This is a genomic window from Actinotalea sp. (genome assembly GCF_041597215.1).
Taxonomy (GTDB): domain Bacteria; phylum Actinomycetota; class Actinomycetes; order Actinomycetales; family Cellulomonadaceae; genus Actinotalea.
In genome coordinates this window covers 1-5,732 of record NZ_JBFHHB010000210.1, presented here as the reverse complement: position 1 = coordinate 5,732, position 5,732 = coordinate 1, and the positions used below count along the sequence as shown (strand labels likewise).

Genomic DNA, 5,732 nt, shown 5'->3' with positions numbered 1-5,732 from the left:
GTGGGCCTGACCTCGGTGACCACCGGCCGGCGCAGCCTCGAGGACGTCTTCCTCGACCTGACGGGCAGGAGCCTGCGATGACGGCCACGACGGCTCCCGGTGGCCCGGTGGAGCAACGGGCTGCGCCCATGGCCCGCCGGGTCCTCGCGCAGGCCTCCTTCGAGCTCCGGACCACCCTGCGCAACGGCGAGCAGCTGCTGCTGACCCTGATCCTCCCGGTGCTCATCCTCGTGGCGCTGACCCGCAGCGACCTGGTCGACGTCGGAGGCGAGGACCGGGTCGCGGTCGTCGCCCCCGGGGTCCTGGCCCTCGCCGTGATGTCCACCGCGTTCACCTCCCAGGCGATCACGACGGCGTTCGACCGACGGGCCGGCGTCCTGCGCCTGCTCGCGACCACACCGCTCGGCCGTTCGGGGCTCGTCCTGGGCAAGGCTCTCGGGGTCCTGGCCCTCGAGCTCGTGCAGCTCGCCGTCCTGGGTGGGGTCGCCGCCCTGCTCGGTTGGCGCCCGTCCGTCTCCGGGGCGCCCCTCGCCCTCGTCGCCCTGCTGCTGGGCACTCTCGCGTTCAGCGGGTTGGCACTCCTGCTCGCCGGCGTCCTTCGCGCCGAGGCCGTGCTCGCCGTGGCGAACCTCGTGTGGGTGCTGCTCCTGGTCGGCGGGGCCGTGATCCTCCCGGCCGACGTCCTGCCCGGTCCACTGGCGGCTGCTGCCCCGTGGCTCCCGTCCGGTGCCCTGGGCGACGCCCTGCGGTCCGCCTCGACCGACGGCACCGTGCAGGCTCTCCCCCTGCTCGTCCTCTCGGGCTGGTCCGTGCTCCTGGGAGCCGCCGTCGCGCGGTTCGCCCGCTGGTCGTGAGCACGGCTCCCAACGGATACCGTGGCGCTGTGCCCGATCTCCCCCGCCGCTCGCCCCTCGGCGCGCTCCGCGCCGCCGTCCTGCACCCCTCCGGCAGGGCCACCCGTCGCATCGTGCTGGCGAACCTCGTCGCCCAGGTGCTCATCGTGGTCACCGGCGGTGCGGTCCGGCTCACCGGATCGGGGCTCGGCTGCTCCACCTGGCCGCAGTGCGAGCCCGGTCAGTTCACCCCGGTGCGCCACGAGGCGACCTCGTGGCACCCGTTCATCGAGTTCGGGAACCGCACGCTGACGGGCGTCCTGGTGGTGATCGCCGTCGCGACCGCATGGGCCGTGTGGCGCCAGGCGGGTCGGGCCCGTCCGCTGCGTCTGCTCGCACTCGTCCCGATCGTGGGGGTGCTCGTCCAGGCCGTCCTCGGCGGGCTCACGGTCCTGGTCCAGCTGCACCCGGCGCTCGTCGGTTCGCACTTCCTGCTCTCGATGGTGCTGGTGGCCGCCTCGACGCAGCTCCTGCTCCGGCTCGACCAGCCCGACACGGGCGCACGCTGGGACGCCACCGGACCGGTGCGCGCGATCGGCCTCCTCACGGTCCCCCTCGCGGTGGTCATGCTCGTGCTCGGCTCGGTCACCACGGGGACCGGTCCGCACTCCGGTGACGAGGACGCCCCCTACCGGTTCGCCCTCGACCCGGTGGCGGTCACCCGCGCGCACTCGGTGTCGGTATGGCTGTACGTGGCCGCGCTCGTCGCCCTCGTCGTGCTCGTCCACCGGTCCGCCACGACGAGCCCGCTGCTGCGCGGCCGGCTGCGCGTGCTCCTCCTCGTCACGCTCGCCCAGGGCCTGGTGGGCTACGTCCAGTACTTCACGGGCCTGCCCGGCTGGATGGTGGCCCTGCACATGCTCGGTGCGAGCGTGCTCGTCATCGCGCAGACCCGCCTGGTCGACGGGCTGCGCACCCGCGAGACGCCCACGGGTCCGCCGGGTCCGGACCGGGCCTCCGGGGCACTCGCCGCCGCCTGAGGGATCGGCCGGGCCGGCCTCAGCCGACGGTGTGCGGCTTGCTCCTCTTGACCTCGTACATCCCGGCGTCGGCCCGACGACGCAGCGCGGCCACGTCGTCGCCCGGACGGACGCCCGCCAGGCCGGCGGAGAACGCGAGAGGGCTGACCTCCGCGAGGTCGTCGAGCAGGGCCGTGGCACCGTCGATGGTGGTCGCCGGAAGCAGGAGGGCGAACTCGTCGCCGCCGATCCGGCCGAGCAGGTCCTGGGTACGCAACCGATCGCTCCAGGCGTCCACGACCCGGCCGAGCATGACGTCGCCCGCTGCGTGCCCGTGGGTGTCGTTGACGTTCTTGAACTCGTCGAGGTCGATGATCGCCAGGACGAGGTCCTCCGAGCGCCGCAGGCTCCCCGCGATCGCGGCGGTGGCCACGGCGTCGAAGGCCGTCCTGTTCAGCACCCCGGTCAGCGAGTCGATCGTCGCGTACAGACGGAGCCGCGCGACGAGCTCTCCGACGACGGCTCCCGCGGCGCTGACCCCGACGACCGTGCACAGCCAGACCATCGGTCGGAACCCGAGCGGCGAGACCAACCCGCCGATGGCCGACCCGAGAGTGACGAGAGCGAGGATCCCGCGCATCGCCGCCCGCTCGAAGGCGTAGGCGGCGTACAGGACGAGGTAGGTGTAGGCGCTGGACGCCAGGACCACCCGCACCAGGGTGTCGGCGTCCGCCACCAGCACGGTGACCAGGAGCACCGCCAGCACGGCGAGGACGACGAGTCCTGTGGTGTGCTCGCGCAGGCGCACCGCTGCCGCAGCGAGGACGACCTGGGCCACGGCGATCGTGACGGTGAGCTCGGCCCGCGCCAGGCTCGTCTCCGGCGTCATCGCGAGCAGCACGGCCACGACCGTGCCGCCGACGAGGATCCCGGCAAGGACCCAGCCCCGTGTCGAGGGACGCAACGCCGCATCCTCGAAGGTCCAGGGGCGCAGCACCCCGTCATCGTAGACAGCCCGCCGGCGCGTTCCGGTTGCTGCGGCGGGTGAAATCGGGCGCCCTGTCAGGGTTGCGGGAGCTCGACCGCCTCGAGGTCCGACCAGCCCCTCGCCCGGGCGGCCGCGAGGGCGAGCACCCCCACCACGGTGGACGGATTGCCCAGCTCGCCCCCGAGCACGGCCGCGACGGCCTCGTCGATCGGCACCCACTCGGGCACGATCCCGCGCTCCTCCGCCTCCCGCACGTGCCGCAGGGCCTCGGGGACGAGGGTCAGCTCGCGGGCGACGAAGAGCCGGATGCACTCGTCCGATCCACCCGGGGTGGTGAAGTAGTCGAGCAGGTGCCACCACGAGCCGGCGACGAGGTCGGCCTCCTCGGCGAGCTCCCGGGCAGCGGCCACGACGAGGTCCTCGCCCTCCACGTCGAGCAGCCCGGCGGGGGGTTCCCACAGCTCGCGCCCGACCGGGTGCCGGTACTGCCGTAGCAGCAGCACCCGCTCCTGGTCGTCGAGCGCCAGCACGGCGACGGCGCCCGGGTGCCGCACGTACTCCCGACGCACCGTCCCGGCCTCGCCGAGGTCGATGGCATCCCGGACGACGTCCCAGACCATGCCCTCGTGGAGCAGCGTGCGCCCCGTGACGGGTCGCGGGGCGTGGACGTCGACGGGGACCATCAGGCCGACCGGCTGGCGAGCGCCGCGGCGATCAACCCTGCGAACAACGGATGTGCCGAGGTCGGACGGGACTTGAACTCCGGGTGCGCCTGGGTGCCGACGTAGTACGGGTGCACCTCGCGCGGCAGCTCGACGAACTCGACGAGCGAGGAGTCGGGGGAGACACCGGAGATGACCAGACCGGCCTCCTCCAGCCGCCCGCGATAGGAGTTGTTGACCTCGTAGCGGTGACGGTGCCGTTCGGTGACCCGGGTCGTCCCGTAGGCCTCGGCGACCACCGAGCCCGGCTCGAGGCGAGCCTCGTAGGAGCCGAGACGCATGGTGCCGCCCATGTCGCCGTCACCGCCCACGATCGCGCGCTGCTCGGCCATCGTGGCGATGACGGGGTGCTCGGGCGCGTCGTCGAACTCCGAGGAGGAGGCACCGGCGAGGCCGAGGATCGTCCTGGCGTACTCCATGACCATGACCTGCAGGCCGAGGCAGATGCCGAGCGTCGGCACGCCCGTGGTCCGGGCCCAGGTCAACGCGCCGACCTTGCCCTCGATACCCCGGACCCCGAAGCCCCCGGGCACCAGGACGCCGTCGACCCCGCCGAGCGCGCGCTCGGCGCCCTCGGGCGTCGCGCAGGTGTCCGAGGCGACCCAGCGGATCTTCACCGTGCTCCGGTTCGCGAATCCGCCGGCTCGCAGGGCCTCGATGACCGAGAGGTAGGCATCGGGCAGGTCGACGTACTTGCCGACGAGCGCGATCTCGACCTCGTGCTCCGGGCTGTGCACCGCGTCGGTGACCCGCTCCCACGCCGACCAGTCGACATCGCGGAACGGCAGGTCGAGGCGACGCACCACATAGGCGTCCAGGCCCTCGCTGTGCAGCACCCGCGGGATGTCGTAGATGCTCGAGGCGTCGGCCGCGGTGACCACGGCCTCCGGGTCGACGTCCGTGAACAGGGAGATCTTCCGCTTGACCGACTCGGGGACGTCCCGGTCGCAACGCAGCACGATCGCGTCGGGCTGGATGCCGATGGAGCGCAGGGCAGCGACCGAGTGCTGCGTCGGCTTGGTCTTCAGCTCCCCGGAGGGGCCGATGTACGGGATGAGCGAGACGTGCAGGAAGAAGACGTTGTCCCGACCGACGTCGTGACGCACCTGACGGGCGGCCTCGAGGAAGGGCTGGGACTCGATGTCGCCGACCGTCCCGCCGATCTCGGTGATGATGACGTCCACGTCGCGGCCCGCCTGCGCGCGCATCCGGGACTTGATCTCGTCCGTGATGTGCGGGATGACCTGGACGGTGTCGCCGAGGTACTCGCCGCGCCGCTCCTTGGCGATGACCGACGAGTAGATCTGCCCGGTGGTGACGTTGGCCGTCGCGGTGAGCGGCACGTCGAGGAAGCGCTCGTAGTGACCGATGTCGAGGTCCGTCTCGGCGCCGTCCTCGGTGACGAAGACCTCGCCGTGCTGGAACGGGTTCATCGTCCCGGGGTCGACGTTGAGGTAGGGGTCGAGCTTCTGCATGGTGACCCTCAGGCCACGCGACCTCAGGAGCCGTCCGAGGCTCGACGCCGTCAGACCCTTCCCGAGCGAGGAGGCGACGCCTCCGGTGACGAAGATGTGCCGGGTCGTGTTGTCCGACCGCCCGGCCAGTCGATTTGCTCGCGCTGCCACGGGATTCCACCCTACCTCAGTGCGGGAGGTCCGAGTCCTGCGAACCACCGTGCGGCGCCTCGGTCGCTGCCGGACGCAGGGACCGGAGCACCCCTCGATCGGCAAGGGCCACGAGTCCGACGACGACGACCCCGGCGACGACCGCGCCCGCAGCGCCGGACCCGAGCGCCCTGGCCAGCCCGGCGTCGCCACTCGGGCCGAGGACCGTCGTGACGCTCGCGCGGCCCAGCCATGCCGCGGCGAGGCCGGCGAGGACGAGGGCTGCGACGGTGCGCGGCAGGCCGCGCGCAGCGGGCCGCCCAGCGGCCCGTACGACGCCGAGCACCAGTCCGCCGCCCGCGACCGTCATCCCGAGCGAGCTCGCCACGGCGAGCGCCTGGAGGGTCGCGACCTGATCGGGGCCGCCGTCGGTCAGCAGGGGGGCGAGGACGAGGGACGCACCGGCGACGACGAGCCAGCCGGCGGCGGTCGCGGCGACCGCGGCCCGTCCCCGGTGCAGGGCGTACAGCGCACGCGAGAGGTGCAGGATGAGGGCGAACCCGAGC

At 73.0% G+C, this 5,732-nt stretch carries 5 protein-coding genes and 1 pseudogene; 2 read left to right on the top strand and 4 right to left on the bottom strand.

From position 1 onward, the window contains the following. The first annotated feature begins 77 nt into the window (after nt 1-77). Both ABWK99_RS12910 and ABWK99_RS12905 read left to right on the top strand, forming a co-directional pair. Complete coding sequence (locus ABWK99_RS12910; RefSeq protein ID WP_372595110.1) at nt 78-854, top strand: ABC transporter permease; 777 nt, start codon at nt 78-80, stop codon at nt 852-854. Between the two features lie 29 nt (nt 855-883). Continuing rightward, the gene (locus ABWK99_RS12905) at nt 884-1,873 is read left to right on the top strand and encodes a heme A synthase (protein WP_372595109.1); all 990 of its coding nucleotides are present in this window, start codon (nt 884-886) and stop codon (nt 1,871-1,873) included. A 19-nt stretch (nt 1,874-1,892) separates the two neighbouring features. Here the strand turns inward: ABWK99_RS12905 and ABWK99_RS12900 are convergent, their stop codons facing one another. The 4 genes and pseudogenes from ABWK99_RS12900 to ABWK99_RS12885 form a co-directional block, all read right to left on the bottom strand. Further along, on the bottom strand, nt 1,893-2,849 hold the full coding sequence (locus ABWK99_RS12900) for a diguanylate cyclase (protein ID WP_372595108.1): 957 nt from the start codon (nt 2,847-2,849) through the stop codon (nt 1,893-1,895). A 65-nt stretch (nt 2,850-2,914) separates the two neighbouring features. Then, on the bottom strand, nt 2,915-3,523 hold the full coding sequence (locus ABWK99_RS12895) for an NUDIX domain-containing protein (protein ID WP_372595107.1): 609 nt from the start codon (nt 3,521-3,523) through the stop codon (nt 2,915-2,917). Beyond that, on the bottom strand, nt 3,523-5,187 hold the full coding sequence (locus ABWK99_RS12890; protein ID WP_372595106.1) for a CTP synthase: 1,665 nt from the start codon (nt 5,185-5,187) through the stop codon (nt 3,523-3,525). The genes ABWK99_RS12895 and ABWK99_RS12890 overlap by 1 nt, the downstream gene beginning before the upstream one ends. Before the next feature lie 16 nt (nt 5,188-5,203). Further along, nucleotides 5,204-5,732 (bottom strand): annotated as a pseudogene (locus ABWK99_RS12885) (virulence factor MviN); the annotation flags it as partial.

What these genes read in the sequence shown, in the direction of transcription:
- ABWK99_RS12895 (WP_372595107.1), bottom strand. Translation starts at nt 3,523, where the DNA reads ATGGTCCCCGTCGACGTCCACGCCCCGCGACCCGTCACGGGGCGCACG.
- ABWK99_RS12910 (WP_372595110.1), top strand. Translation starts at nt 78, where the DNA reads ATGACGGCCACGACGGCTCCCGGTGGCCCGGTGGAGCAACGGGCTGCG.